Source organism: Shinella kummerowiae, from assembly GCF_009827055.1.
In the GTDB taxonomy this organism is placed as follows: domain Bacteria; phylum Pseudomonadota; class Alphaproteobacteria; order Rhizobiales; family Rhizobiaceae; genus Shinella; species Shinella kummerowiae.
The window spans coordinates 89919-115264 of sequence record NZ_WUMK01000001.1; the positions used below are offsets into that span (position 1 = coordinate 89919).

The 25346-nt window shown below is 63.0% G+C and carries 22 protein-coding genes; 12 read left to right on the top strand and 10 right to left on the bottom strand.

Features of this window, described 5'->3' with window-relative positions; translation table 11 throughout:
* Positions 1 to 357 precede the first annotated feature (357 nt).
* The 3 genes from fumC to GR138_RS00440 all read left to right on the top strand — a co-directional run bounded on the left by fumC (position 358) and on the right by GR138_RS00440 (position 3958).
* Positions 358 to 1749, top strand: coding sequence for a class II fumarate hydratase (gene fumC / locus GR138_RS00430; RefSeq protein ID WP_160856649.1), 1392 nt, complete (start codon positions 358 to 360; stop codon positions 1747 to 1749).
* 169 nt (positions 1750 to 1918) lie between these two features.
* Positions 1919 to 2989, top strand: coding sequence for a GGDEF domain-containing protein (locus GR138_RS00435; protein ID WP_160856650.1), 1071 nt, complete (start codon positions 1919 to 1921; stop codon positions 2987 to 2989).
* A gap of 321 nt (positions 2990 to 3310) precedes the next feature.
* Positions 3311 to 3958 (top strand): L,D-transpeptidase, encoded by a 648-nt coding sequence (locus GR138_RS00440; protein WP_160856651.1) that lies wholly within the window; start codon positions 3311 to 3313, stop codon positions 3956 to 3958.
* Positions 3959 to 3966: 8 nt separating this feature from the next.
* Here the strand turns inward: GR138_RS00440 and GR138_RS00445 are convergent, their stop codons facing one another.
* From GR138_RS00445 to GR138_RS00460, 4 genes are all read right to left on the bottom strand, one after another.
* A complete protein-coding gene (locus GR138_RS00445) occupies positions 3967 to 4719 on the bottom strand; it encodes a M15 family metallopeptidase (protein WP_338091025.1) in 753 nt (250 codons plus the stop codon).
* 31 nt (positions 4720 to 4750) lie between these two features.
* Positions 4751 to 5137 carry a hypothetical protein gene (locus GR138_RS00450; protein ID WP_160856653.1) on the bottom strand — a complete coding sequence of 129 codons (387 nt, stop codon included), beginning with the start codon at positions 5135 to 5137 and terminating at the stop codon, positions 4751 to 4753.
* Between the two features lie 77 nt (positions 5138 to 5214).
* Positions 5215 to 5823, bottom strand: coding sequence for a pyridoxamine 5'-phosphate oxidase family protein (locus GR138_RS00455; protein ID WP_160856654.1), 609 nt, complete (start codon positions 5821 to 5823; stop codon positions 5215 to 5217).
* 71 nt (positions 5824 to 5894) lie between these two features.
* Positions 5895 to 6803 carry an alpha/beta hydrolase gene (locus GR138_RS00460; RefSeq protein WP_160856655.1) on the bottom strand — a complete coding sequence of 303 codons (909 nt, stop codon included), beginning with the start codon at positions 6801 to 6803 and terminating at the stop codon, positions 5895 to 5897.
* Between the two features lie 48 nt (positions 6804 to 6851).
* Here GR138_RS00460 and GR138_RS00465 point away from each other — a divergent pair, with 48 nt between their 5' ends.
* Positions 6852 to 7331 (top strand): MarR family winged helix-turn-helix transcriptional regulator, encoded by a 480-nt coding sequence (locus GR138_RS00465; RefSeq protein ID WP_160856656.1) that lies wholly within the window; start codon positions 6852 to 6854, stop codon positions 7329 to 7331.
* On the opposite strand, the gene GR138_RS00470 is transcribed toward GR138_RS00465, so the two are convergent.
* The 3 genes from GR138_RS00470 to GR138_RS00480 form a co-directional block, all read right to left on the bottom strand.
* Positions 7328 to 8539: a low temperature requirement protein A gene (locus tag GR138_RS00470; RefSeq protein WP_160856657.1), complete on the bottom strand. Its 1212-nt coding sequence runs from the start codon at positions 8537 to 8539 to the stop codon at positions 7328 to 7330. The genes GR138_RS00465 and GR138_RS00470 overlap by 4 nt on opposite strands.
* A gap of 155 nt (positions 8540 to 8694) precedes the next feature.
* A complete protein-coding gene (locus GR138_RS00475) occupies positions 8695 to 10518 on the bottom strand; it encodes a monovalent cation:proton antiporter-2 (CPA2) family protein (protein ID WP_160856658.1) in 1824 nt (607 codons plus the stop codon).
* A 56-nt stretch (positions 10519 to 10574) separates the two neighbouring features.
* Positions 10575 to 10949 (bottom strand): gamma-butyrobetaine hydroxylase family protein, encoded by a 375-nt coding sequence (locus tag GR138_RS00480; RefSeq protein WP_160856659.1) that lies wholly within the window; start codon positions 10947 to 10949, stop codon positions 10575 to 10577.
* 200 nt (positions 10950 to 11149) lie between these two features.
* Here GR138_RS00480 and moaA point away from each other — a divergent pair, with 200 nt between their 5' ends.
* On the top strand, positions 11150 to 12136 hold the full coding sequence (gene moaA / locus GR138_RS00485) for a GTP 3',8-cyclase MoaA (RefSeq protein ID WP_160857381.1): 987 nt from the start codon (positions 11150 to 11152) through the stop codon (positions 12134 to 12136).
* 21 nt (positions 12137 to 12157) lie between these two features.
* Entirely contained in the window at positions 12158 to 12793 is a 636-nt protein-coding gene (locus tag GR138_RS00490) for a DUF1176 domain-containing protein (RefSeq protein ID WP_160856660.1), read from the top strand.
* A gap of 85 nt (positions 12794 to 12878) precedes the next feature.
* On the opposite strand, the gene GR138_RS00495 is transcribed toward GR138_RS00490, so the two are convergent.
* Positions 12879 to 15422: a methyl-accepting chemotaxis protein gene (locus GR138_RS00495; RefSeq protein ID WP_160856661.1), complete on the bottom strand. Its 2544-nt coding sequence runs from the start codon at positions 15420 to 15422 to the stop codon at positions 12879 to 12881.
* A 373-nt stretch (positions 15423 to 15795) separates the two neighbouring features.
* Here GR138_RS00495 and GR138_RS00500 point away from each other — a divergent pair, with 373 nt between their 5' ends.
* The 3 genes from GR138_RS00500 to mobB all read left to right on the top strand — a co-directional run bounded on the left by GR138_RS00500 (position 15796) and on the right by mobB (position 17928).
* The gene (locus GR138_RS00500) at positions 15796 to 16701 is read left to right on the top strand and encodes a DMT family transporter (RefSeq protein WP_160856662.1); all 906 of its coding nucleotides are present in this window, start codon (positions 15796 to 15798) and stop codon (positions 16699 to 16701) included.
* A 73-nt stretch (positions 16702 to 16774) separates the two neighbouring features.
* On the top strand, positions 16775 to 17410 hold the full coding sequence (gene mobA, locus GR138_RS00505; RefSeq protein WP_202402459.1) for a molybdenum cofactor guanylyltransferase MobA: 636 nt from the start codon (positions 16775 to 16777) through the stop codon (positions 17408 to 17410).
* Positions 17407 to 17928 (top strand): molybdopterin-guanine dinucleotide biosynthesis protein B, encoded by a 522-nt coding sequence (mobB, locus tag GR138_RS00510; protein ID WP_160856664.1) that lies wholly within the window; start codon positions 17407 to 17409, stop codon positions 17926 to 17928. Before mobA ends, mobB begins: the two co-directional genes overlap by 4 nt.
* Positions 17929 to 18026: 98 nt before the next feature.
* Here the strand turns inward: mobB and GR138_RS00515 are convergent, their stop codons facing one another.
* Both GR138_RS00515 and GR138_RS00520 read right to left on the bottom strand, forming a co-directional pair.
* Positions 18027 to 20093 carry an OmpA family protein gene (locus tag GR138_RS00515; RefSeq protein ID WP_160856665.1) on the bottom strand — a complete coding sequence of 689 codons (2067 nt, stop codon included), beginning with the start codon at positions 20091 to 20093 and terminating at the stop codon, positions 18027 to 18029.
* A 155-nt stretch (positions 20094 to 20248) separates the two neighbouring features.
* Positions 20249 to 22402 carry an OmpA family protein gene (locus GR138_RS00520; RefSeq protein ID WP_160856666.1) on the bottom strand — a complete coding sequence of 718 codons (2154 nt, stop codon included), beginning with the start codon at positions 22400 to 22402 and terminating at the stop codon, positions 20249 to 20251.
* A gap of 337 nt (positions 22403 to 22739) precedes the next feature.
* On the opposite strand from GR138_RS00520, the gene GR138_RS00525 reads away from it, so the two are divergent.
* From GR138_RS00525 to GR138_RS00535, 3 genes are all read left to right on the top strand, one after another.
* On the top strand, positions 22740 to 23522 hold the full coding sequence (locus tag GR138_RS00525) for an ABC transporter substrate-binding protein (RefSeq protein ID WP_160856667.1): 783 nt from the start codon (positions 22740 to 22742) through the stop codon (positions 23520 to 23522).
* Positions 23523 to 23692: 170 nt separating this feature from the next.
* Positions 23693 to 24496 (top strand): ABC transporter permease, encoded by an 804-nt coding sequence (locus tag GR138_RS00530; protein WP_160856668.1) that lies wholly within the window; start codon positions 23693 to 23695, stop codon positions 24494 to 24496.
* The gene (locus GR138_RS00535; RefSeq protein ID WP_160856669.1) at positions 24493 to 25323 is read left to right on the top strand and encodes an ABC transporter permease; all 831 of its coding nucleotides are present in this window, start codon (positions 24493 to 24495) and stop codon (positions 25321 to 25323) included. The genes GR138_RS00530 and GR138_RS00535 overlap by 4 nt, the downstream gene beginning before the upstream one ends.
* Positions 25324 to 25346: the final 23 nt, after the last annotated feature.

Consider the following 25346-nt stretch of genomic DNA (forward strand, 5'->3'; position numbering starts at 1 on the left):
GACGCGTAAAAATTTGAATTGGCGGCGAAATTTCCGAGAAACGTCGAAAAACGAACCTCCACCGATAAAAAAGTGCGAAAAAACAAGCGAGCGATTGTGATGGAAAAAGCACAGCCCTCGCAAGGGCCGGTCGACCCTCTTCGCCACGTGTCGCGGCCTAATCGATTTTAACCGAAAGTCTTGTCCTTGCGGGCAATCGGCCCCTTGCAACCCGGTCGCAGATGGGCCAGAGAATTGCGCGATTTCGCGCCAGCGCGGGCCTCCCCGGATTGCCCCCGCTCGCCCGGCCTGCCGCGCCCCATGCGGCGGCATCGCCGGCGGCAGGACGCAACGCATGGGCTTTAAGCGGGAAGCACAATGACATCGACGCGCACGGAAACGGATACATTCGGCCCCATCGAAGTGGACAACAGCCGCTATTGGGGCGCGCAGGCCCAGCGCTCGCTCGGCAATTTCAAGATCGGCTGGGAAAAGCAGCCGCTTTCGGTCGTGCGTGCGCTTGGCATCGTCAAGCAGGCCGCCGCCCGCGCCAATGCCGAACTCGGCCGCCTCGATCCGGCGCTGGCCAAGGCCATCACCGAAGCCGCGCAGGAAGTCATCGACGGCAAGCTCAACGACCATTTCCCGCTCGTCGTCTGGCAGACAGGCTCGGGCACCCAGTCCAACATGAACGCCAATGAAGTGATCTCCAACCGGGCGATCGAAATGCTCGGCGGCGTCATGGGCTCGAAGAAGCCAGTGCATCCGAACGACCACGTCAACATGAGCCAGTCGTCGAACGACACCTATCCGACGGCCATGCACATCGCCTGCGCCGAGCGTATCGTGCACGACCTGCTGCCGGCGCTGAAGCACCTGCATGCCGCCCTCGAAGCCAAGGTGAAGGCCTTCGATCACATCATCAAGATCGGCCGCACGCACACGCAGGACGCGACGCCCCTCACCCTCGGCCAGGAATTTTCCGGTTACGCCGCGCAGGTCGGCTCGGCGATCAAGCGCATCGAACTGACGCTGCCGGGCCTGTGCGAACTCGCCCAGGGCGGCACCGCCGTCGGCACCGGCCTCAACGCCCCGGTCGGCTTTGCCGAAAAGGTCGCGGACCATATCGCAAAAATCACCGGCATCGACTTCAAGACGGCACCGAACAAGTTCGAGGCGCTGGCCGCCCACGACTCGATGGTGTTCTCGCATGGCGCCATCAACGCCGCCGCCGCCGCCCTCTTCAAGATCGCCAACGACATCCGCTTCCTCGGCTCCGGTCCGCGCTCCGGCCTCGGTGAACTGGCGCTGCCGGAAAACGAGCCGGGCTCGTCCATCATGCCGGGCAAGGTCAACCCGACCCAGTGCGAGGCCCTCACCCAGGTCTGCGCCCAGGTCTTCGGCAACCACGCCTCGCTCACCTTTGCCGGCAGTCAGGGACATTTCGAACTCAACGTCTTCAACCCGCTGATGGCCTACAATTTCCTGCAGTCCGTCCAGTTGTTGTCGGATGCGGCGATCTCGTTCACCGACAATTGCGTGGTCGGCATCGAGGCGCGCGAGGACAACATCAAGGCGGCGCTCGACCGTTCGCTGATGCTCGTCACGGCGCTCGCCCCGAAGATCGGCTACGACAATGCCGCCAAGATCGCCAAAACCGCACACAAGAACGGCACGACGCTGCGTGAAGAGGCCGTCGGCGGTGGCTATGTGACGAATGAGGAATTCGACGAAGTTGTACGCCCGGAAAAAATGATTATGCCGGGTTGAAGAAGAAATTTCGAATATTCTCCTGACAAAGGCCGCAGATCATTGTATTTGCGGCCTTTTTTGTTTCTGGTCTGTGGCTACGGAACCTGCAACCGTTAATCATTCCCAAAGCATTTGCGCATTATTTTGCGGGTCGGGAGCCAACAGGTTGAAATCAGGAGCAGCCGAAATGAACACGGCCGTTGCGCAGAAGGTCCAAGTGCCGGATATCGCCGCACAGGTGACCTATGCCATGCGCGTGATGGGTATCGCGCCAATTCCGCGGAACTACGAGCTGTTCTATGAGGCCTATATTGGGTCGAACCCCAAGCTGACCCGCGAACTTGCAGCCCTTGGCAGCAAAGCCTCGCAGGAGGAGCTGGACGAGATCGGCACGCAATATTTCGGCCATCATCACGGCGCGACCGCCATCGACGGCGTACACTCGAAAATCGTCGGCGAACTGGAAGGCCTGCTTCGCCTGCTCAAGCAGGAACAGACCTCGCTCGAAAGCTACAACAAGCTGCTCGACGAGACGTACGGCCGCATCACCGGCAAGAATGCCGCCAGCGTCGACATCATCAAGAACGTCATCGGCGTGCTCACGCAGGCGACAGGTGACACCATCAGCCAGGGCAAGGAGATGGTGGAGAATGTCGCGCAGAAATCCATCGAGATGGACAATGTGCGCAAGGAACTCGATGAGTACAAGCGCATCGCCAACACGGATTCGCTGACGCAACTCTCCAACCGCCGCGCCTTCGACGACAAGCTTTCCGCCATCTACAATTCATCGATGGCGCACAATGTCACCGCGCTGATCCTCGCCGATATCGACCATTTCAAGAAGATCAACGACACCTATGGCCACCCGGTCGGCGACAAGATCCTCGCCTCCGTCGGCAGCCTCATCCGCGCTAATGTGCGCAAGGACATTCTCGTCGCCCGCACCGGCGGCGAGGAATTCGCGATGATCGTCGAGGGCAACACCGAGGAAGAGGCGATGGCGATCGCCGAGCGCATCCGCATCGCGCTCGAACACACGCCGTTCAAGAATTCCAAGACCGGCGTCAACTATGGCCCGATCACCATTTCGCTCGGCTTCTGCATGGCATCCTGGGCGGATGGTCCGGGCGAACTCTATTCGAAGGCCGATATCGCGCTCTATTGCGCCAAGAACGGCGGCCGCAACCGCACCATGGCGTTCGAGGACGGCATGAAGAAGGATTTTGCCAAGAGCTGGCTGATCTACCGCAAGTAAGCCGCCTCCTCTTATTTTTTTCAGACACGGCGCCCTCGGGCGCCGTTTTTCGTTTGCGGCGGAACCGTGGCGACCGTCGCGCGTTTTCGCGGCACGGGAGGAACGTGCCATGCAAACCGGATTTCTGGAAATAACGATGATCGCCGCCCTGATGCTGAGCAGCCTCGTCTGGATGCAGCCCTTCTAAAGGCGCGCGAACGGCCGGGGGGCGCCTGTTCCCCCCGGAACATCCCGCCAGACGGCGATGTCCTAGAACGTCCCCATCAGAGAACACCGAGCCGGGCATCAATGCACCGGCCGCTCCAGACAGGGACCAGGACAATGAAAAAGCTCGCTATCGCCCTCCTCGCAGGCTTTCTTTCCACCGCAGGCGGCGCGTTTGCCGCCGAAAACGCCATCGATCCGATCGAGGTCGCCTCGCTCTCTTCCTCCACACAGAAGACCGGCTGGCTGCAGGTGCTGTCCGGCGGCAAGCCGGTCGCATCGGAAAAGAAGATCGCCGCCGTTTCCCGCGCACCGATCGCCCGCGAACTCGTTGCCTTCGATGAGAAGGTCGCGCCGGGCACGATCATCGTCGACAATTCCGAACGGCGCCTCTACCACGTGCTCGGCGACGGCATCGCCATGAAATACGCCGTCAGCGTCGGCCGTGACGGTTTCATCTGGACCGGTTCGGAAAAGGTCACGCGCAAGACCGAATGGCCGACCTGGACGCCGCCGGAAGACATGCGCGCCCGTGAAGCCAAGAAGGGCAAGATCCTGCCAGTCTCGATGAAGGGTGGCCTCGACAACCCGCTCGGCTCGCGCGCCATCTATCTCGGCTCGACCATCTACCGCATTCACGGCACCAACCAGCCGTCCTCGCTCGGCAAGGCACAATCCTCCGGCTGCATCCGCATGGCGAACGAAGACGTCGAGCACCTCTATGCCCAGGTCACGAAGGGCGCGACCGTCATCGTTCGCGACTGACCTCGCTATCAGCGGCAGGCGGAAGCGCCCGCCGCTTTCGCTATGGCGATCAGGTCGGGCCGATACTCGAAATGCATCGTGTCGTAGTGATACCAGCGCCCGCCCCAGATGAAGCCGTGTTTCTCGAAGATCGCGACGATCTCCAGCGGGTATTTGTTGGCATAGTTCGGCACCTTGCCCGGCTTGCCGCCGGACCAGACCCAATAATCCGCAAACTTCGTATTGAGATCGAGCGCCGCGCCGAAGCTGTGCACCGACATGTTCTGCGCGCCGGAAACCTTGCGCCAGTTGAATGTCCCGGCGGAGGGCGTGAGGTAGCGCTTCAGCTCCGGCTTTGCCGCAAGCGCGTCGCGCACTTTCTCCAGCGCCGCGGCAGCACCCTGCCGCTTCGTCACACGCAGCGTTTCGCCGAACCATTTGACCGGAACGAGGTCGGCCTGAACGGCCTTCGCCGATTGGCCGTAGAGGCGCATCATCAGCGGGTCACTGCGGATGCGGCCGGGGTCGAAATCGACCACCGGCTTGGCCTCGCAGGCTCCAAGCGGATAGACCTGCCGAAGGCTGTCCTCGACGTCACCCTTGGCAAGCGCCGTCTGATGATCCTTCGTCTTGCCGTCGTCGATTTCGAGCGGCGGACCGCCGTCCTTGAAGACGAGCCTATTGCCGTCGATGCCAGCGAGACTTTCCGGATAGGCCTCCACCAGCAGCTTGAGGCGGCTCGCAGGATCAGGCTCCGCCGCGCCCGCAGCGGAGACAGTCACAAGGCAAGCGGCGAAGGCTGCAAGCAGGCCGCTAGTCGACAGAGATATTGATATAGTCGCCTCCCGCGCCGCGCCAGATTTCGACCTGGATGCGCACATCGCCACCCAGCAGGCGGCGCGCGGCCGCGCCCTCGATGCGGCCGCTGCGAAGCATGCGTTCGGCAAGCTCCCGGTTGCGCGCCGAAGCGAAGAAGCCGTCGACGTCATCGCCAGGCTGACGCACGCCGAAGCGGTGGACATTGGCGCGGTCTTGCCGGATGACTTGCCAGGGCTGCGTCAGGCGCTCGTTGCTGGAATTGTAGAGATCGTCCTGGCCGATATAGGCGCCGTAGCTTTCGATCAGCTCATCCGCTTTGGCAACGCCACTCGACACCGCAAGCCCTACGGCAACGGCCGCCGCAAAAAATCCTGTCCGCATTCCCTACTCCGCTCTGGGCTTTCACTGTTTACAATCAAGGACAAGACGGGCCGAGGCGCAGAAATATTCAGATCCGCCTACCACATGCTCTTGGCGGCCCGACCCGGCCATTCCCGATCATAGGCAACTCCATCGAACCCCTTCTTGGCCGAAGCGAGCATTTGCCCGACGGTCGGCAGGCAAGCGGTATCGCGAAACTTCTCCGGGTTCCAGAGGTCGGCGCGCAGCACCGCGCGGGCGCATTGCGAATAGACTTCCTCGATGGTGATCACAATGACGGAGCGCGGATGCCGGCCGTCCATCTCAAAGCGCCCGGTGATCGCCTCATCAATGCGCACCACCGCGCGGCCGTTGAGACGCATGGTCGTGTTCGAGCCGGGAATGAGGAACATCAGGGCGACACGCGGATCGCGCACGATGTTGGAGAGCGAATCGATGCGATTGTTGCCGCGCCAGTCGGGCAGCATCAGCGTGCGCTCATCCTCGATATGGATGACGGAGCCGGCATCGCCGCGCGGTGAGCAGTCGAGCCCTTCCGGTCCGACGGTGGCAAGCGCCATGAAGGGCGAGGCCTCGATCATTGCGCGGTATTCCGGCAGCAGGAAATTCGTCACCTTGACGAGCGAAGCCTCGCCCGGCTCACCGTAAAGCGCGTTCAACTGGTCGACCGAGGTGACGATGGTCATGCGTTTCTCCCGTGCTCTGCTCCCTGCGGCGCATCGCACCCTCGCATGACAGGTTCATGACGGAAAGCCCGTCAGGCCGCGATGCGCCGCCCGTCCTGCGAAAAGAAATCGACGATGCGATCGATCACCGGCTCGGCGGAAACGATGCGGCGATGACCAAGACCATTCGCCCATTCCAGCGTGACGTTCGAGCCGGCGGCGGCATAGCGGCGCGCATGCATGGCCGGCACTTCCTTGTCATCTTCCGCATGGATGACAAGCATGGGTGTGTTGAGACGCCCTGCCCCGTTTGCTGCATCGAAGGCCGAGAGCGGTGCGCCGGCGATACGCTCGACGTGATCTTCCAGCGCGACCTGGGCCTTGGCGCCGAGTTTCAGGTAGCGGCCGAGATCCTTGAACAGCCACGACATTTCGCTCGGCGAGCCGATCGTCACCAACCGGCGCGGCCGGTGCGCCGGCACGGACGGCACAAGGCCGCTTGCGGCACAGGCGAGCGACGCGCCGCCGAAGGAATGGCCGCAGAAATAGTCGAAGCCACCGAACCGCTGCCAGGCGGCGTCGATCGCCCGGACCGCCATCGGCAATGTCAGGGTCCGCCCCCGCGATGCGCCATGGCCCGGTAGATCGAGCGCCACGACTTCATGCCCGGCCGCAACAAGACCTTCCGTCAACGCGGAAAGATAGGCCGCCTGCGAGCCCCAGCCATGCACGACGAGGACCCGCCCTGCAAATGCCTCGCAAGGGCGTGCCGCGAAACGATGGGCGACGGCCGTGCCACCGGCAAAGGAGAGCTCGACGCGTTGCGCCTGCCGCATCCACCCTTCGGAGCGGGAAAACAGTTCCTTCTCCTTGGCGGTGCGCGGTCTGCGGCCGGGCGTCGTCGCGAAGAGACGGAAAGCGGCACGGCCGGCCGCTGCGGGAGAGACGGCGGCAACGCTCGAAAGCGCGAGCCGGATGACCTTCAAGCCAAAGGATGCCATAGTGGGAATCCATCAAAAATGTTCAATGCTGAACAATAAAGTACAACGATGAACAAAAAGCAAGCCTTTCCCTGGGATCATCCGCGCTTTCGTAGCTGGATCGGCGTGGCGCGGGCCTGCCAGCTCATGCAGCAGGCTATGACCAAGGCGATCGCCGACCTCGACATCAAGACCCCGCATCTCGACATCATGATCAACCTTTACCGGTTCGACGGTATTTCCCAGCAGGAGCTTGCCAGAAAACTGCTTGTCGGCCGCTCGAACATGAGCATGCTGCTGCCGCAACTCGAAAAGCGCGGCCTGATCGAGCGCAGGCCCGATGCGAAGGACAAGCGTGTGCTGCGCCTCTCCCTGACGCAGACTGGCCGCAGCCTCACCGAGGATGCGATGACCATCCAGACGGGCCTCATCGACCGCATCCTCTCCCAGACACCGGCCGACCGATGCCTCCAGGTGGCCGAGGCCATGGAAGACCTGATCCATATCCTCCAGACGATGGAGCCTGAAAGCGAGGCGGACGCCCTCTAGACTTGCGCCAGATCGTCCGCCCGCGTCGACTTCAGCGACAGAAACTCCCATAGCGCAACGCCGAAGAGCACGACAGCGGCGGCCATGAAGAGCTGGTAGGGTTCGACGATGGGCACGATGATGGAGAGGCAGAGCAGCGCCGCAATGCCAACGAGATGCGACAGCGGCGAGCGCCCACGGATCGCCGCCTTGAACCAGATGTTGCCGGCAAGGAAGACGACCGGTCCGCCGATGATGGCGCTCGCCGTCTTGAAATCGACAGCGCCGTGCGGATGCGCCAGCGCGAATTCTTCGGCAACCGCCGACAACACGATGCCAGCGACGATGGGGATATGGGCGTAGGTGAAGGCCATGCGTGCGATACGGCCGGGCGTTGCCGAATGCTCGATCAGGTGCGCCGCCTCGCCATGGCCGAAACGGAAGTAGATCCACCACATCGTCGCCGTCGACAGGAAAGCCACCGCGAGCAGGATGATCGTAAAGCCATCGAGCAGCTCCATGCCGGCGACGGTGCGCCCGGTCACCAGAATGGTTTCACCAAGGCAGATGATGACGAAGAGCGCGCAGCGCTCTGCCATGTGCTCACCGGAAACCTCCCAATCGCTGACCGTCGAGCGTCCGAGACCCGGCACCGAAAAGCCGAGCGCCGGCGAGAGATAGTCTATCGCGAGAGCGACGAGCCAAAGCACCAGCCGCGCCTCGTGTTCGACGAAAGCGCCGGCAAGCCAGAACAGGGCGGAAAACACCGTCCATGCGGTGATGCGGGTGAAGTTGAGGCTGTTTTCCGGCCAGTCCCGTCGCATCACATAGGCGGTGAAGGCCGAGCGGCCGACCTGCATGGCGACGAAGGTCAGCGCGAAAAGAAGGCCGCCCTCGCCGAACGCCGTCGGAATGGCGATGGACAACATCAAGCCGAGGAACATCAGCACGAAGAGCAGGATTCGTACCGGCGCCTTGTCGGGGTCGAGCCAGTTGGTCGCCCAGGTTGTATAGATCCAAAGCCACCAGACCGCCAGCATCAGCACTGCCGCCTCGACAAGGCCGGTCGGCGAGTAGTGCGCCGCCAGCGAATGTGAAAGCTGGATGATCGTCAGCACGAAGACGAGGTCGAAGAAGAGCTCCGCAAAAGCCACCTTGCCTTCCCTCGCCGTGCCGCGGGCGCGCAGGCAGGCGGATTCGGCGAAACGTTCATCGTTCAGCGCCGTCATCGCGGCTCCTTTCGTATTGGGCCAAGGACGTCCAAGCCGCCGGTCGGCTAACCGCGGCAGATAGGCACGACAAAACACGACCCTGTCATAGCGGGAAGTCGGTTCATTAGAAATGGCGCATACCGAAGAGAGTGGCTACAGCAAATAGCGCGCCGTCAGCTTGCCTCTTCCTGCGTCTGGCGTTGCCGTTCCTCCGCCTCTGCCCGCTCCCGCGCCGTGCGGGCGGCGACCAGGTCGGCCGGCTGGGCGTTGCCGCGGATAAGCTGACGGCCGGCATAGATGCCGCCGATCGTTTCAAGCTCCAGCCGCTCGCGATCGACATCGCGGAACTCTTCCACTACTTCGGCGGCCAGATCCTCGTCTTCGCCGAGCGCTTTCAGCGTTTCACGGCTGAACACCATCGCCGATTCGAAGGTTTCGCGGATCTGGAAATCGACGCCGGCATGCACGAGGTCGATGGCATGGCCGCGGTCATAGGCGCGGGCAAGCAAGGGAACGAGCGGGAACTCGTCCTTCACCACCTCCGCGATCTTCACCGCGGCCGCCTTGTCGTCGAGGCAGATGAGGATTGCCTTGGCGGTCGCGGCACCGGCTGCGTGCAGGATGTCGATGCGCGCGCCGTCGCCGTAATAGACCTTGAAACCGAAATCCGCGGCGTCGCGCACGAATCCCGCGTCCTTGTCGATCATGGAAAGCGTGTAGCCGCGCGCCAGCAGCGGTTGGCTGACGATCTGGCCGAACCGGCCGAAGCCGATCATTAGCACCGTGCCCTCGACATTTTCCGGCAGCGTCAGGCCCTCGGTCGAGGGCTGCTGTATCGGCACGATGCGGTCATGCAGAATAACCATCAGCGGCGTCAGGACCATCGAGATGATGATCGTCGCCGTCAGGATGGCGTTTTCCTCGCCGTTGAGAATGCCGGCCGCAACCGCCGCCGCATACAGCACGAAGGCGAATTCGCCGCCCTGCGCCATCAGCACGGCGCGCTCCAGGCTTTCCGCATGGCAGGTGCCGAGCAGGCGGGCAACCACGTAGATCAGCAGCGTCTTGGCGACCATGTAGCCGATGACGCTCGCCACCACGAGCTGCCAGTTCGCGGCAATGACCGTGAGGTCGATCGCCATGCCGACGCCGAGGAAGAACAGGCCGAGCAGGATGCCGCGGAACGGCTCGATATCCGCTTCCAGCTGGTGGCGGAAAGACGATTCGGACAGCAGCACGCCGGCGAGGAAGGCGCCCATAGCCATCGACAGGCCCGAGACCTGCATGGCAAGCGCCGAGCCGAGCACGACGAGCAGCGCCGCCGCCGTCATCACCTCGCGGGCCCCGGAGGCGGCAAGGATGCGGAAGAGCGGATTGAGCAGATAGCGCCCTGCCAGCACCAGCGCCACGATCGCCCCGATGGCGATGCCGATTGAAAGCCAGCGATCGGACGCATCCGTCGCCGCAGCACCCGTGCCGAGCAAGGCAACGATGGCGAGCAGCGGCACGATGGCAAGATCCTCGAAAAGCAGGATCGCTACGATACGCTGGCCCTTCAGCGTGGACATCGTGCCCTTCTCCTGCAGCATCTGCATGACGATGGCCGTTGAGGTCAGCACGAAGCCGGTGCCGGCGACGAAGGACGGGATGAGCGGGAAACCGAAGGAAAGGCCAATGCCGGTCAGCGCCGCCATGGCCCCCATGACCTGGATCGCCCCGAGCCCGAAAATATCCTTCCGCATGCCCCAGAGCCGCGACGGCTGCATTTCAAGGCCGATGATGAACAGGAACATCACCACGCCAAGCTCGGCGACATGGATGATCGCTTGCGAATCGGCAAAGAAACCGAGCCCGAAGGGGCCGATCGCAAGCCCGGCCGCGAGATAGCCGAGAACGGAGCCGAGCCCGATCTTCTTGAAAACCGGCACCGCGGCGACACCGGCGGCCAGGAGCACGACAACCTGCGTCAGATCGTTTGCGTTCGCTTCTGCTGCCAAAGGGCATCTCCCGTTCGGTTCTGGGTGGACGCTACCTCGGCAGGCAGGCCAATCTGTTATCGTGGCTTTTCTGACATATCGCGGCTCATGCCCTTCTCCGCAAGCTCGCGCTCGTAGTCTGCGAAAAGGTCGGCCCCTTTTTCCCCGAGTTCCCGGAGATAGGACCATGTGAAGATGCCGGTATCATGAAAATCGTCGAAGCCGATGCGCACGGCGTAATTGCCCGTCGGCGTCATGGCGATGATTGCGACATTGCGCTTGCCCGGCACGGTCAGCTTCTGTCCCGGCCCGTGGCCCTGTACTTCTGCGGACGGCGACAGCACGCGCAGCATCTCGGCGGAAAGGTCGAAGCTCGCGCCGTCGTTGAAGGTCACGAGGAGGCGCTGGCGATCCTTCGAGACGCGCAGTTCGGTCGGCCAGAGGTCACTCATGCCATGCCCTTTCCCATAAGAATTCGCGAAGGACTATGCCGCAAGCCGGGGATGTGCAAGGCTGAAAATGCTGTCATAATCGCCGCATCGACTTGACGCTGACGCCTACGCGCACGACATGTCGATAAGGAGGACGTGGTTTGAACTCGTATGCAGGCCCCTGGAACGGTGCGAACGCCATCGCGCAATCCGACGCACCGATGATCGACCCCTTCGGGCGGGCGATCACCTATCTGCGCGTGTCGGTCACGGACCGCTGCGATTTCCGCTGCACCTATTGCATGGCGGAAAACATGACCTTCCTGCCGAAGAAGGATCTCCTGACGCTCGAAGAGCTCAACCGACTCTGTTCCACCTTCATCGCCAAGGGCGTCCGGAAACTGAGACTGACCGGCGGCGAGCCGCTGGTGCGCAAGAACATCATGTTTCTGGTGCGCGAACTCGGCCGCCATGTGCATGACGGACGGCTCGACGAACTGACGCTGACGACGAACGGCTCCCAGCTCGCAAAACATGCCACCGAACTTGCCGATTGCGGCGTGCGCCGCATCAACGTCTCCCTCGACACGCTCGACCCGCAGAAGTTCAAGACGATCACCCGCTGGGGCGAGCTTTCCAAGGTGATGGAAGGCATCGACGCCGCACAGGCAGCCGGCCTGAAGATCAAGATCAACGCGGTCGCCCTCAAGGATTTCAACGACGGGGAAATTCCCGATCTGATGCGCTGGGCACATGGTCGTGGCATGGACCTCACCCTCATCGAAACCATGCCGATGGGCGAGATTGAGGAAGACCGCACCGACCGCTACATGCCGCTGTCGGAAATGCGCGCTCGGCTTGCGGAAGAATTCACCCTCACCGAAAATGCCTACCGCACCGGCGGCCCGGCCCGGTACGTGACCGTCGAGGAAACCGGCGGCCGCCTCGGCCTCATCACGCCGATGACGCATAATTTCTGCGAAAGCTGCAATCGCGTTCGCCTCACCTGCACTGGCACGCTTTACATGTGCCTTGGCCAGAACGATGCAGCGGATCTCCGCCTGCCGCTGCGTGCCGCCGATGACGATGCCTTGCTCTCGCAGGCGATCGACGAGGCGATCGGCCGCAAGCCGAAGGGCCACGATTTCATCATCGACCGCCGCAACCGCCCGGCGGTCGCCCGCCATATGAGCGTCACCGGCGGCTGACCCGGTAAAAGCGAGGGTTCGGTGAAGTTTCTTCTGGCTGCGCTGCTTTGCTCCACCCTGCCCGCCACCACGATGGCGGCCGAGCGCCCCGCGGGCATTCCCGCGGCCGAGGCCGTCGCCAAGGCTGCCTTCGGCGCGGATTGCGACATGAATGGCATGCCGGAAGTGCCGATGGCCGAACCGGACGGCGAAGGGTACGGCCATTCGGTCTACAGCTTCTCCTACAAGCCCGACTACGACCCCAATGGTCCGGGCGTTCAGGTCGAAGTCTACCAACTCTTCTGCGGCTCCGGTGCCTACAACATCCGCCACGCCTTCGTGCTGAAGAAGAGCGACGATGAATCGCCGAAACTCGCCGCCTTCGCCACGCCAGACCTCGACTACAGCTACGCCGACGAGGAGATGAGCAAGCTGAAGGCAGACCCGAAGGTGCGCGGCTTCCGCGCCACCGGCCTGCTGGTGAACGCCACCTTTGACCTGGAGAAACGCACGATCACCAGCCACGCCGCCTGGCGTGGCATCGGCGATGCCTGGGACAGCGGCGAATGGGTGTTCCGCAACGGCGATTTCATCCTGACCCGCTTCGAGGTCGACCCGACCTACGGCGACCCGGACCCGGCGGCAGAGAGCTACGTCGTCTACGACGTCGCCAAATAGCGACATCTTTGGCGAAGAACGGTAACACATAGAAAAACGGCCGGGCTTTCACCCGGCCGTGGTGTTTTCAGGGGAAGATTCCGGCCTACGCCGCGTAGTGCTCTCCGTAGGAACCGTCCTGCCGCATATCGAGATCACGGGTCTTGAAGTGGTCGATCTTCTGGTTGAGGCCTTGCACCCGGCGGCGCAGGCCGTGGATTTCGGCGGTGTTTTCCTCCACCATCGCGGCATTCTGCTGGGTGATGAGTTCGACCTGATGCACCGCCTGGTTCACCTCGTTGATACCCTCGTACTGGGCGGCGGCTGCCGCCTCGATCTTGCCGACCAGCCCATGGATCGCCGAAATATGATCGTTGATCACCGAAAGCGCCTCGCCGGTCTCGGTGACGAGCGCCACACCGTTGCGCACCTGTGTCGAGCTGGCGGAGATCAGGCTCTTGATCTCGCGGGCAGCACCCGCGCAGCGCTGGGCAAGCTCCCGGACTTCCTGGGCGACGACCGCGAAACCGCGGCCCGCCTCACCGGCACGCGCGGCCTCGACACCGGCATTCAGCGCGAGCAGGTTGGTCTGGAAGGCGATCTCGTCAATGACGCCGATGATGGTGCTGATCTTTTCCGATGAGCGGTTGATCTCGCCCATGGCGTCGACCGCCTTCGCCACGACCTCGCCGGAGCGCTTGGCATAGCTGTGCGTCTCATCAACGGACACGGCGGTCTTCTGCGCACTTTCAGACGTCGAACGGACGATGTCGGTCAACTGGCGGAGCGCCCGCGAGCTTTCCTCAAGCGCTGCCGCCTGCTGTTCGGTGCGGCGGGCAAGATCATCCGCTGACGCGGCGAGATTGTCCGTGCCGCCGTTGATCTCCATCGTCGTGGCGCGAACGTCCGAAAGGGTCAGGCGCAGCGCCTCCACGGCATTGTTGTAGGTGCGGGCCATCGCGACATATTCGGCGGCCAGAGCCTCCGTCATGCTTTCTTCCAGATTGCCGGCAGCAAGCTGGCCAAGCACCTCGGAAAGCGCGGTGAGCGCCTCGGTCTGCTCCGCCTCGATGCGGGCGCGCTCGCTGGAGCGGCGAGCCTGCTCCTCGGCCGTCAACTGCCGCTGGGCTTCGGCCTCGTGCTCCAGTCGCACGTTTTCGCGCGCGGCGTCGCGGAAGACGGCAACCGAGCGCACCATGTCGCCGATTTCGTCACCACGGTTGCGGCCGTCGATGCTGATGTCCAGGTCGCCGCTGGCAAGCCGCGACATCGCCTCGGTCACGCGCTTCAGCGGACCGCGCAGGGTTTCCACGAGCATCAGACCGCCGATGATGGCAAGCAGCGTGCCGGCGACCATGGCGATGAGCGAGACGTTTGCGGAGCGCTGGCTGTCCTCCTTGCCCGCCTCCTGGGCACTGGAAACGAATTGTTCGAGCGTGTTGCTGGCATCCGCCACCGAGGCATAGGCGGCAGCGCGCGCGGCCTGCCATTTTTCCCCGACGGTGATGAGGTCCTGCGTGCCCTTCTCGATGCTGGCAAGCGATGGCGCGAGCTTTTGCGAGAGGTCGCGCAGCGCCGCATTCTTCGTACCGAGCTTGGCAAGCTCGGTCGCGCTGGTCGCCACAGCCTTCACGTCGGCCAGCACTGCGTCCCGGCTGTCCTGGTCGAGCTTGCGGTGCAGCTCACTGATATGCAGTCGGGTCTCGTCGATGCCCTTGAACGTATCGCCCATCAGGGTGATCAGCGTCTTGAGGAGACTGATCTCCGCATCCATGCCGACAAAGCGCTTGGCAGCGGTATCGGAGTTCTTGCCCGCTTCCTTCAGGAAGTCGGCATCGAATTTCGTCAGCTTGGAGAGCACCGACACGAATTTCGTCTTCTTGCTCTCCGCGTCGTCGGTGCCGGCAAGTATCTCCTTGATCTTGACGACCTCAATCTCGAACGGCTTGATCTGCCCGAGCGCCTTCGTCGAGGCAATCGCCTTGGATTCATCGAGCTGCTTCAGCAACTGCGGCAAGTAGGTTTCGGCCGCCTTCACCTTGTCTTCTGGCTTCATCGCCAGCGCGACCGGCTTGCGGAATTTGCCGATGCGTTCGGCAAGGCCCTGATAGGCGGCTGCATCGAAAAGCAGCGCCTTGGCAAAGGCTTCCTTTTCGCCCGATTCACTGCGGATGACGCCGATCTGCTTTTCGGCAAATGCGCCATCCTTGGCCATCGCCGCCAGCGCGCCTTCAAGTGCTGCCGTCACGGCGTGACGCTCCTGGTCGATTGCCCAGAGCGTTTCGGCCTGGCCGCGCATCGTGCCGGCCAGCGCCACGACCGAGGCGATCTTGGCTTTTTCGCCGACATCCGGCAGCAGGGCGTCGAGATCCTGGATCCCCGCCTCCTGCTCGTCGATCCGAGCGCCCAGCGCGTCGCGGGTGTCCTGACCCGGCCGGTCAGCAAAATCCTGCAATCCGGTGCGCAGGTTCTGGAAGTGCGACAGGCTGTTGATCGTCTCGCGGGTGACCGTCATGTGGCCGTTCAGCGTGCTCGCGGTGAAATAACCGACAAGGCCGATGCCGGCAATCAGCACGACGAGAGGGATGACGAACAGCAGCACCTTGGTGACGATGCGACGCTGCTGGAGCAGGCGATCAATGAAGGACATGGGTTCCCCGACGTTTTTTGACGACCAAGATCCCTGCGGGTGTTCCTCAAAGCCGAAGCGGCCGCTGGCTCGTCGTTGCGAGCGCGGCCGGCCAGATGGCATGTCGGGGCTTCGGCCGATCTCACACCGGGCGGCCTGCCCTCACCCGTCGCATCATGCGATCGTTCATTGGGATAACACAACGATAGGTGGGGAAACTTAAGGAAGTCCTTCGGCAAAACGGCAGAAACCCAGCGTGTTGCGCCGAAATTTCAGGGCTTCCTGCCCAATATTCGCCCATCCGCCCTTTCCTTCGGCACCACCCCTGTTTGTTCCAATAGCCTGCAGCACACAATCAGCCTATTAGAGTGCATACAGGTTTGGAATCAGCCGCATGAATCTCTCCGGAAATGCTAGGGGTGCCCTGTTCATGGCCGTCGCCATGGCGGGCTTCACCTGCAACGATGCCCTCGTCAAATCCGTCACCGCGGCGATGAACACCGGCCAGATCCTCTTCGTGCGCGGCCTGATGACAACGATGCTCGTGGTGGCTATCGCCCACTGGATGGGCGCGCTGCGCTCCTGGCGGGTGATCCTGCAACCGGCGGTCATGCTGCGGCTTGTGGCCGAAATCTTCGCGTCGATCGCCTATGTTTCCGCACTCGGAGCCATGCCACTCGCCAACACCGCGGCGATCCTCCAGGCGCTGCCGCTTGCCGTCACGCTGGGTGCCGCGCTGTTTCTCGGGGAGAAAGTCGGCTGGCGGCGCTGGCTTGCCATCACGGCGGGCTTCGCCGGCGTCCTCATCGTCATTCGACCGGGTCCGGAGGGATTTTCGCTGGCTGCCGCCTATGTGATCGCTTCGGTCGTCGGCGCGACGGCGCGCGATCTTGCAACGCGGCAGATCAGCAGCGACGTGCCGTCCCTTTTTGTCAGCGCCGTTACCTCCGCCACCATCACGCTTACCGGTGCGGCCCTGATCGAGCCATTGGGCGGCTGGCAGCCGATGTCTGCGGAGACATTCGGCCGGTTGGTTGTGGCAAGCGCCCTACTTCTGATCGGCTATCAGGGAATAGTCAGCGCGATGCGCTCCGGCGAAATCTCCTTCATCGCCCCCTTCCGCTACACGGGCCTCCTGTGGGCGATTACCATCGGCTTCCTGTTCTTCGGCGAGTTGCCGGACCTCTGGATGACCGTCGGGGTCGCGATCATCGTCGCGTCGGGCCTCTACACCTTCTACCGCGAAAACCGCCACAGCGCGGCGGCGGTCGCCCAAGAGTCCAAACCGGAATCGCCGTGATATCGGAAAGGGTTGCGACCGAAGCCTTCACCGACTAGACCGAATGGCAGGCAAACCGGCCGATAGGAATGAGATGGCACTGGCGCATGCGATACCGGGCGTGATCCTCGCCGGAGGCCTCTCCTCCCGCATGGGGCAGGACAAATCACGCATCCGCCTCGGCGGCACCGCCCTCATCGACCGTGCCGCCCGGCGGCTTCGCCCGCAGGTTTCCGCCGTCGCCGTCAATGCCAATGGCCCCGTCCTCTTCGAGCGCGGCGAGGAGCTTCCGGTCTTCGCCGACCTCGATGCAGCCCGCGCAGGCCCCCTCGGCGGCGTGCTGGCTGCACTCGACTATGCACGCCGCGATCACCCGCACGCCAGCCACATCGCGACCGTTCCGACGGACAGCCCCTTTTTCCCGACCGACCTCGTCGCACGGTTTTCCCGCGTCATTGACGCGCCGGACCGCATCGCCGTCGCGCGCTCGGCAAGCGGCCTTCACCCCGTCTTCGCCCTGTGGCCGGTCGCGCTCGCCGCCGATCTCGCCGACTGGCTCGCGGGCGGCGGCGCCCTGCGCGTGCGCAGTTATCTCGAGCGCCATCAGGCGCGTGAAGTCACCTTCCCGCTGATCGAGACAGCGCGCGGCGATTTCGACCCCTTCTTCAACATCAACACGCCGGACGATCTCGACGAGGCGGAAAACTGGCTCTGGGTGCTGGAACGATGACACGACCGAAAATTTTCGGCATCGCCGGATGGAAGAATTCCGGCAAGACCGGCCTTGCCGTCCGACTGGTGACGGAACTGGTTGCACGCGGCTACCGCGTCTCCACGATCAAGCACGCCCATCACGACTTCGACATCGACAAGATCGGCGCCGACAGCTACCGCCATCGTCAGGCCGGCGCCCATGAGGTGACCATCGTCTCTGGCACGCGCTATGCCATCATGCACGAACTGCGTGGTGCCGCCGAACCGTCCTTCGAGGAAATCCTCGCCCGCCTCGCACCCTGCGACCTCGTGCTGATCGAAGGCTACAAACGCGAACCGATCCCGAAGATCGAGGCCCGGCGCCTTGAAGCCGCCAATCGCACGCCCCTCGCTCCCGAAGATCCCCATATCGCCGCTATTGCCGCCGACCATCCGGTGACGGACACGGCGCTCCCTGTCTTCGACCTAGACGACACAAAAACCATCGCCGATTTCGTCGTCAGCGTCACGGGTCTGGAGATGAAAGAGGACTGAGGGCCCTGCAGGCGGTTTTTCTGCCACATGACGGCATTGCCAGACACAAAGGGCCGCGGGATTTCTCCCGCGGCCCTTTTCATTCAAAGTGTCCTTCCTCACTCGGCCATTGCGACCGGCTTTACCAGCGGCGTCACGCGGCGGATGGTGACGCGACGGTTGAGCTGTTCCGGGCCATCCGTCTCGATCTTCAGGTAGCGTTCGCCATAGCCCTGCGTCGCAAGGTTTTCCGGCGCGATGTCGTAGACGTCGCTCAGGACGTTGGCGACCGCTTCGGCACGCTCGTCGGAAAGCACGAGGTTCGATTCGTCCGAACCGACGGCATCCGTATGGCCCTCGATGAGGAAGGTCTCGCCCGGATCCTTGTCGAGGATCTCGTTGATCGCTTCCGCCACCTTGCGCAGCGACGACGCCTGGTTCATCGAAATTTCCGACGAGCCGGTCGCAAAGGTGATCGTATCGAGGTCGATACGGCGCACCTTGTCGCGGATACGCGCGGAATACTTGACTTCGTCAAGCGTGTAGACCCGTTCCACCGGCTCCACCGGCGGCCGGTCGAGGAAGTCGCGATAATCGTGACGATCCTCGGCCGATGTATCGATGATGTAGTCATCAACAGGGATGGTCAGACGCATCGGTGGCAAGCGTTCACCCGGATCGACGAAAGTCGGCCGGCTGTCGCGGTCGATTTCCGGCGCATAGAACATCACATATTCCCGGCCTTCGCGATTGATGCGCGACCGCTGGATGATTTCGCCGTAGCGGTTGCGGATCGTCACCACACGGTCGCCGTTCGGCCGTATGACGACTTCGCGAACGCGACCGTTCGGAAGGTCTTCATAGTAGGTTTCCGTCGCGCGGCGTGACAGGCGGCGTCCATCGTCCGAACGCACGATGACGCGGTCGCCGAAGTTGATCACGAAGCGGTCTTCCACCTCGCGCTCGACGCGCCAGCCATCCCGATCGGCATAACGCGGGCGACGCTCACGGCGTTCACCTCGCTCACGCTCGGCCGGCTCATACCGAATACGGTCACGATCCTTCCAGCCGATCTGCGCATCCCGGTCGGATTCAGGAACGCGAACATCGACATTCCGCCGCTCTTCCGCGCGCTTGCGCCGACGTTCTTCGCGGGTTGAATCCCGGCGTCTGTCGGCGTCCTTGTCGCTGTCGAGCACAGCCGCACCATCGATGAACGGCAGTTCGATCGTGTCGGTCGTCTTGGAGGGATCCCTGGCAATGCGTTCACGGGCCTCATCGCGCTTGCGGCGCCGCTCTTCGCGCACCTTCTCACGGGCTTCCTGCTGTTGCTGATCGGCCTCGGCGTCACGCATCTTCTGACGGCGCTCTTCACGGGCCTTCAACCGCTCTTCCTGTTGCTGCTGCTCGCCTTCAGCCTCACGCTGCTTCTGGCGGCGTTCTTCGCGCGCCTTCAGCCGCTCTTCCTGCTGCTGCTGTTCGCCTTCAGCCTCGCGCTGCTTCTGGCGACGCTCCTCGCGGGCCTTCAGCCGCTCCTCCTGCTGCTGCTGTTCGCCTTCAGCCTCACGCTGTTTCTGGCGACGTTCTTCGCGCGCCTTCAGCCGCTCTTCCTGTTGCTGCTGTTCGCCTTCAGCCTCACGCTGTTTCTGGCGACGCTCTTCGCGCGCCTTCTGGCGATCCTGCTGTTGTTGCTGCTCGCCCTCGGCCTCGCGCTGCTTCTGGCGGCGCTCTTCACGCGCCTTCAACCGCTCTTCCTGTTGCTGCTGTTCGCCTTCAGCCTCACGCTGTTTCTGGCGACGCTCTTCACGCGCCTTCTGGCGATCCTGCTGTTGTTGCTGCTCGCCCTCAGCCTCGCGCTGCTTCTGGCGGCGCTCCTCGCGAGCCTTCTGGCGATCCTGCTGCTGCTCGCCCTCAGCCTCCTGCTGCCGCTGGCGACGCTCCTCACGGGCCTTCTGACGATCCTGCTGTTGTCCTTCGTCGCCCTGCTGCTCACGCGCCTGTTTGCGTTCGCGGCGCAAGCGGCGGATTTCTTCCTCCGAAAGATCACCTTCTGCCTGGACGGTCATGACGTGCGGCACGCCTTCGGAGACGGATGCAGGACGCATCACCGCCGCGTTCACCGGTTGCCAGACCAGCGACACGATCGGCAAAGCCACCGTTGCCAGAAGTGTTGTTCTCTTACCCATTGGCGTTTCCTCGTTGCCAGTCGTGCCGGCGTTGAATCAAGATTTGCAGGCGAATTTGTGTTGTCGCCACGCTAATCCACCGCAGATGAATCCGCGCTGAACAGAACAGGCCGCCGGTTGTACCGGCGGCCATGGTGAAACGCGCGAAGAGGCGATCAGTTCGCTTTCGCCATCGGACGCACCAGCGTCGTGACGCGGCGAATGGTGACACGGCGGTTCTGCTGTTCGGCCGTATCGGTGCGCACTTTCAGGAATCGCTCACCATATCCCTGCGTCTGGAGGTTCTCCGGCGGAACGCCGTAAACCTCGGTCAGCAGGCTCGCAACCGATTCGGCGCGCTCGTCGGACAGCACCAGGTTCGGCTTGTCGGCGCCGACGGCGTCGGTATGCCCCTCGATCAGGAAGGTTTCACCCGGGTCCTTGTCGAGCACCTTCTGCATGGCCTCCGCCACGCTGCGCAGCGTGCGCGCCTGCGACATCGGCACTTCGGCACTGCCCGTCGCGAAGGTAATCGTATCGAGGTCGATGCGGCGCACCTTGTCGCGCAGACGCGCCGAGTGCTTCACCTCATCGATCGAGTAGACCCGCTCCACGCGCTCGACCGGCGGCTCGGACAGGAATTCGTAGAAGTCGCGGTCCGGTTCGCTCGATGTGTCGATGATATAGTCGCTGACGGGGATGCGCAGGCGCATCGGCGGCAGTTCGTAGCCGACATCGACCAGACCGGGGCGCGGCGCATCGCCTTCAAGTTCCGGCGCGTAGACGAGAATATATTCCCGGCCATCCCGGCCGACGCGCGAGCGCTGGATGATGTCGCCGTAACGATTGTAGATCGTCACGATCCGCACACCGCCGGGACGCGTGATCGTCTCGCGGACGCGGTCGCGGGCAAGGTTATCGTAGAAAACCTCTTCCGAATCGCGGCGCAGGCGCGGCCGGTCGTCGCCGCGCACGATCAACTGGTCGCCGACTTCGAGCACCGTGCGGTTTTCGACCTGCTCGACCACATTGACCTCGGTGACGCTGTTGTCGATCGTCGTGTTGTTGACGGTGTTGTTGTTGACGATCGTATTGTTGATCACCGTGTTGTTGATGATGTTCGTCGTCTCGGGCACGGCGAAATCCGGTGCCTTCTCGACCCGCTCGCCCTCCTCCTTAATCGCCGCCTCGATCTTGCCGGGAACGGCCTCGCGAACCTCTTCGGAGATGTCGGCCTGCGCGGAATCGTCCGTTTCCGGCACTGGCACCGCCTCCTCCTGCGCCCGCAGCTCCTCGCGCTGCTTGCGGCGATCCTCACGGCCCTTCCGGCCGCCGGCCTTGTCGGCGTCCTTGTCGCTGTCGAGCACCGCGGCACCGTTTTCGACCGGCAGTACGACCGTCTCGTCCGTCTTCGACGGATCTTCGGCGATTTCCTGCTTCTGTTCTTCGGTCAGCGTCTCTACGACCGGCTCGCCAGCGGGCGCTTTGCCGGTCTCGGCGGTGGCAGGCTGATCCATACCGGTTTCGGCCGGCGTTTCCTCACCGGCAACGGCCGGCTTCTCGCCCTCCTCTATCGACGGTTGTTCGCTGGTCGTGGTTTCTTCCGCGCTGCCCTCCTGCTGCTGCACAGGCTGCTCCGCCTGCTGATCTTCGGCTGGCTTTTGTTCCTCGGCAGCCTTCTGCTCGGAAGCGGCTTTCTCGGCGTCCTCCGCGGCCTTCTGTTCGTCGGCCTGGCGCTGCTGCTCTTCGCCGGCAGCGCGCTGGGCTTCCTCTTCGGCGGCCTTCTGCTCGGATGCAGCCTTCTCGGCGTCCTCGGCGGCCTTCTGTTCGTCAGTCCGGCGCTGCTGCTCTTCACCGGCAGCACGTTGGGCCTCTTCTTCGGCAGCTTTCTGCTCGGAAGCGGCCTTCTCGGCATCCTCCGCGGCCTTCTGTTCGTCAGCCTGGCGCTGCTGCTCTTCACCGGCAGCGCGCTGGGCCTCCTCTTCGGCAGCCTTCTGCTCGGAAGCAGCCTTCTCGGCGTCCTCGGCGGCTTTCTGTTCGTCGGCCTGGCGCTGCTGTTCTTCACCGGCAGCGCGTTGAGCCTCCTCTTCCGCGGCCTTCTGTTCCGATGCCGCCTTCTCGGCGTCCTCGGCGGCGCGCTGGGCATCGTCCTGCTGTTGCTGCTGCTGTTGCAGGAGCAATTCTTCCTCGCTCGGCTGCCCTTCGCCGGTGTTCTCCTGCGCAACCTCGAACGGTTTCGTCAGGGCGTCTGCGAGCGTCGGCGTCGCAATCAGCACCGTCGACAGGACGGGCAGCGCAACGGTTGCAAAAAGTCTGGAGCGGAAAGTCATCGTTTTATCCTCACGGTGTCCCGTCTTTTCATTTGCGGCCCACGCGGCTCTTCCGGCCGGTGCGCGAACCCGTCACAATCCACCCAAGGCCTAGCCAGGAGCGTATTAACCGCGCCTGAATGGCTTGGATGAGGCACCAGATAGGTCGCCGCCTTACCCCGGCCAGAGGCGGGGCGTGAAATTGTCGGGGAAACCCGGCGGAAAAACGGCGCGAAACCAGTTGATTTTTGGGCGAAAAACGGTCGATTATCCGGCCCAAGCGGGCAGGCCTGCCCGCTTCACATCAAGGCCCGGACAACAAGAAAAACCGGAGAGCCTTCACAAAGAGAGGATCACAATGCGTATTTCCAAACGTTTCACGCTCGCAGCCTCGGCTGCTGTCATCGCCCTCTTCGCGTCTTCCGCGATGGCTGAAGGCGAGAAGATCGTGATCGGCACGGAAGGCGCCTACCCGCCCTTCAACAATCTCGAATCCGACGGCACGCTGACGGGCTTCGACGTCGACATCGCCAAGGCGCTGTGCGAGGAAATGAAGGCCGAGTGCACTTTCGTCACGCAGGACTGGGACGGCATCATCCCGGCGCTCATCGGCAAGAAGTTCGACGCCATCGTCGCCTCCATGTCGATCACCGCCGAGCGCAAGGAGAAGGTCGACTTCTCCAAGAAGTACTACAACACGCCGCCGGCCATCATCGTGCCGAAGGATTCCGAGATCAAGGAAGCAACACCCGAAGCGCTCGCCGGCAAGGCGCTCGGCGCACAGGGTTCGACGACGCACTCCAACTATGCGCAGGCGCATATGAAGGATGCCGACATCAAGATGTATCCGACGGCTGACGAGTACAAGCTCGACATCGCCAACGGCCGCATCGATGCCGCCATCGACGACGTGGTGGTGCTGTCCGAATGGCTGAAGACCGAAGCCGGCGCCTGCTGCAAGCTGCTCGGCACGCTGCCGATCGACCCGGTCATCAACGGCGAAGGCGCCGGCATCGCTGTCCGCAAGGGCGAAACCGCACTTGCCGACAAGTTCACCGCGGCGATCGCGGCAATCCGTGCCAGCGGCAAGTACCAGGAAATCAACGCCAAGTACTTCCCGTTTGACGTTTACGGCGACTGACACACGGCCGCATCTGTGTCATGCGGGTTTTTTCTGACCCCATCACCAGAATGCACGGGCGGGAGGGCTTGCTCTCCCGCTTCTTTTGTTTGAGAAGTTGCGAATAAGAAAAAGCAGGCGCGTTAAGCGCTTTAACAACAAGCGCAAAGCGCATCGGGGGTTTTTCTGGCATGAGCGGGTTTCTCACCGCCATCGTCGAGGCGGTAACCGCGTTTATCGGGATCATCGATCCCTTTTGCGGGCCGGTCGGCATCTTCAATCTTTTCCTGGGCAAGACGCTCCTGGCGTGTGGCGCCGCCGGTTGGGGCGACGAGATCGCCTTCGGGTTCCTGGTGACGGCAAGCCTCGCCATCGCGACCCTGCCCGTCGGCCTGCTGATGGGCTTCTTCATCGCGCTGGCAAAGCAGTCGGAAGAAAAGTCGCTCAGGCTCTCGGCCAACATCTATACCACGCTGTTCCGCGGCCTGCCGGAACTGCTGACGCTCTTCATCGTCTATTACGGCATGCAGATCCTCGTGCAGAACCTTGTCGCCGCGATGGGCTATGATGGCACGATCGAGATCAATGCCTTCTTCGCCGGCATGTTCGCACTCGGCCTGGTCTTCTCCGCCTATTGTTCGGAAGTGCTGCTTTCCGCGTTCAAGGCAATTCCGCGCGGCCAGTACGAGGCGGGTTACGCGCTCGGCCTGCACCATGGCCGTACCATGCAGCTCATCGTGCTGCCGCAGTTGATCCGCGTTGCCCTGCCCGGCCTCGGAAACCTGTGGATGGCGCTCCTGAAGGATACCGCACTCGTCTCCGTCATCGGCCTGCCGGACATCCTGCGCCAGACGGGCATCGCGGCGCGCGTCACCAAGGAAGCCTTCCAGTTCTACACCGTCGCCTGCCTGCTCTTCCTCGTCCTTGCTTTCCTCTCGTCTCTGGTCTTTTCCAGCATCGAGAGCTGGGCCAAGCGTTCGGAGGTCGCGCGATGAGCTACGTCACCACCCTCATCCCGCCGCAGGCCCCGCCCCCGGCCCCGCCGAAACCGTTCACCGCCGGCCGCTTCTTCGGCAATATCTTCATGGGCGTATGGCTGGCGCTCGCCGTCGGCATCTTCCTGATGATCACCGGCGGCTGGGATCCGGAAAAATTCGCGAAATACGGCCCGAACTACCGTTCCGGCCTCGGCGTGACGCTGCTTTTGGTGAGCCTTTCCGTCGTGCTCGGCGGTCTCATCTCTCTACCGCTCGCCTTCGCGCGCATGTCGAAGAACCCGGTTCTCTCCTGGTTTTCCTACGGCTATGTCTATTTCTTCCGCGGCACGCCGCTGCTGACGCAGCTCTTCCTCATCTATTACGGCCTCGGCAGCTTCTCTGCCGAGCTCAAGGCCTGGGGTCTGTGGTGGTTCTTCCGCGACGCATGGAACTGCGCGCTGCTGACCTTCACGCTCAACACCGCCGCTTACCAAGCTGAAATCCTGCGCGGCGCCATCGAGAGCGTGGCGCGCGGCCAGCACGAGGGTGCAGCCGCCCTCGGCCTGCCGAAAAAGGTCGCCTTCTTCAAGGTCATCCTGCCGCAGGCGCTGATCGTGGCCTTGCGCCCCTACGGCAACGAGATCATCCTGATGATCAAAGGCTCCGCCATCGTCGCCATCGTCACGGTCCTCGACCTGATGGGCGAAACCCGCCTCGCCTTCTCGCGCACCTTCGACCCGCAGGCCTATCTGTGGGCCGCGCTGATGTATCTCCTCATGGTGGAGCTGCTGCGCAATCTATGGGCCTGGCTGGAAACCCGCCTGACGCGCCATCTGAAGCGCTGAAATCCCTGGCAGCACTCACGTAC

Excerpts from the sequence above, each read along its gene's own strand:
- GR138_RS00465 (WP_160856656.1), top strand. The coding sequence starts at position 6,852 with ATGAACAAAAAGCAAGCCTTTCCCTGGGATCATCCGCGCTTTCGTAGC.
- fumC (WP_160856649.1), top strand. The coding sequence starts at position 358 with ATGACATCGACGCGCACGGAAACGGATACATTCGGCCCCATCGAAGTG.
- GR138_RS00440 (WP_160856651.1), top strand. The coding sequence starts at position 3,311 with ATGAAAAAGCTCGCTATCGCCCTCCTCGCAGGCTTTCTTTCCACCGCA.
- moaA (WP_160857381.1), top strand. The coding sequence starts at position 11,150 with ATGATCGACCCCTTCGGGCGGGCGATCACCTATCTGCGCGTGTCGGTC.
- GR138_RS00480 (WP_160856659.1), bottom strand. The coding sequence starts at position 10,949 with ATGAGTGACCTCTGGCCGACCGAACTGCGCGTCTCGAAGGATCGCCAG.
- GR138_RS00520 (WP_160856666.1), bottom strand. The coding sequence starts at position 22,402 with ATGACTTTCCGCTCCAGACTTTTTGCAACCGTTGCGCTGCCCGTCCTG.
- GR138_RS00455 (WP_160856654.1), bottom strand. The coding sequence starts at position 5,823 with ATGACCATCGTCACCTCGGTCGACCAGTTGAACGCGCTTTACGGTGAG.
- GR138_RS00460 (WP_160856655.1), bottom strand. The coding sequence starts at position 6,803 with ATGGCATCCTTTGGCTTGAAGGTCATCCGGCTCGCGCTTTCGAGCGTT.
- mobA (WP_202402459.1), top strand. The coding sequence starts at position 16,775 with ATGGCACTGGCGCATGCGATACCGGGCGTGATCCTCGCCGGAGGCCTC.
- GR138_RS00495 (WP_160856661.1), bottom strand. The coding sequence starts at position 15,422 with ATGTCCTTCATTGATCGCCTGCTCCAGCAGCGTCGCATCGTCACCAAG.
- GR138_RS00470 (WP_160856657.1), bottom strand. The coding sequence starts at position 8,539 with ATGACGGCGCTGAACGATGAACGTTTCGCCGAATCCGCCTGCCTGCGC.
- mobB (WP_160856664.1), top strand. The coding sequence starts at position 17,407 with ATGACACGACCGAAAATTTTCGGCATCGCCGGATGGAAGAATTCCGGC.
- GR138_RS00525 (WP_160856667.1), top strand. The coding sequence starts at position 22,740 with ATGCGTATTTCCAAACGTTTCACGCTCGCAGCCTCGGCTGCTGTCATC.
- GR138_RS00435 (WP_160856650.1), top strand. The coding sequence starts at position 1,919 with ATGAACACGGCCGTTGCGCAGAAGGTCCAAGTGCCGGATATCGCCGCA.
- GR138_RS00500 (WP_160856662.1), top strand. The coding sequence starts at position 15,796 with ATGAATCTCTCCGGAAATGCTAGGGGTGCCCTGTTCATGGCCGTCGCC.
- GR138_RS00530 (WP_160856668.1), top strand. The coding sequence starts at position 23,693 with ATGAGCGGGTTTCTCACCGCCATCGTCGAGGCGGTAACCGCGTTTATC.
- GR138_RS00535 (WP_160856669.1), top strand. The coding sequence starts at position 24,493 with ATGAGCTACGTCACCACCCTCATCCCGCCGCAGGCCCCGCCCCCGGCC.
- GR138_RS00450 (WP_160856653.1), bottom strand. The coding sequence starts at position 5,137 with ATGCGGACAGGATTTTTTGCGGCGGCCGTTGCCGTAGGGCTTGCGGTG.
- GR138_RS00515 (WP_160856665.1), bottom strand. The coding sequence starts at position 20,093 with ATGGGTAAGAGAACAACACTTCTGGCAACGGTGGCTTTGCCGATCGTG.